Annotated in this window: 1 protein-coding gene; it reads right to left on the reverse strand. The window is 69.7% G+C overall.

Translation table 11 applies throughout. The features are described 5' to 3' along the window. Window positions 1-966, reverse strand: a 966-nt coding sequence (locus HP507_RS00030; protein ID WP_175349862.1) for a hypothetical protein, incomplete at its 3' end; no start/stop codon positions are given. Window positions 967-1,165 lie beyond the last annotated feature (199 nt).

The raw sequence follows: 1,165 nt of genomic DNA on the forward strand, positions 1-1,165 counted from the left end.
GAACCCGGAGTTCGGGGTGGCGGTACCACTGAGTTCGGCGTGCTCGCCCGGAGTGAACTTCGTGTCGGAAGTGACCTCGATCTCGGTCGGGTACGGCGTCACCCGGACCGGCACCGTCTGCTCGACCGGCTGCGCAGACCCGATCGGCGCATACCGAACGGCGAGGTCGTTGTCACCCTCGACCAGCTCGACCGGCACGGACCACTTCCCCGCCGCAACCGTCGTCCGGACCGCGGGCTTGCCCGGCGTCCGGACTTCGACCTCCGCACCGTCGGCACCACGACCGGTCAACACGATCTCGCCCGTCCCCGGATCCAGGACCCCGTCCCGGCCGGGACGCTCCACACTGAACGGCACGCCAGCGGGCACCGTGAACACCGGCGAGGTCGACACGAACCCGCCCGCCCCCGTGACCTCGAGTCGGAACGACAGCCCGCTGGCTCCCTTCGACACCACACGATCGAACGACCAACGCCCGTCAGCGGCGACCGTGTGCTCACCCGGCACGATCTGCGTGCCACTGCCGTTGAGCACCCGGAACCTCGCCCCCGCCTCGGCCGTGCCCTCCAACGTGTTCGACACCCCGGCGACGACCGAACCCGTCGACACCGTCACCGGCGTGGGCCGAGTCGCCGAGGCAGGCAGCGAGAACGACTTCGACACCTCCGTCCGGTCACCCAGACGCTGCTCGATCACGAACGCCAGGCGATCCGCACCCGTGGACACAACACGATCGAACGTCCACGTCCCGTCGTCCTCGACCCGGTGCTCCCCAGCAACGATCTGGGTCCCGCTCGGGTTCAACACCCGGAACGTCGCGCCCGGTGTCGCCGTTCCGGTGAACGTGTTCCTCGCGCCCGCCTGCACTTCCGCCTGGTCCACGACCACCGGCCGGAACGACTCCTCCTCCTCGGACCCACCGAAATCGATCGGAACCGTCCGCGACGTCACCAGCCGCCCCGACACCAACGCATCGAACCGGACATCAGCAGCAGCACGACCCTCCGGCGCAGCGACCTCCGCCGACCAGGCACCGGCACCATCAGCCGTCGCAACCCGGACCCCATCAACCTCGATCTCGGCCCCCTCCGGCGCCGTCCCCGACACACGCGCCGTGCGCTTCTCGCCGTCGACGGCATCGACCGCGGTCTCCATCACGAAGAAC

The organism is Curtobacterium pusillum, assembly GCF_013359865.1.
GTDB lineage: Bacteria > Actinomycetota > Actinomycetes > Actinomycetales > Microbacteriaceae > Curtobacterium > Curtobacterium pusillum.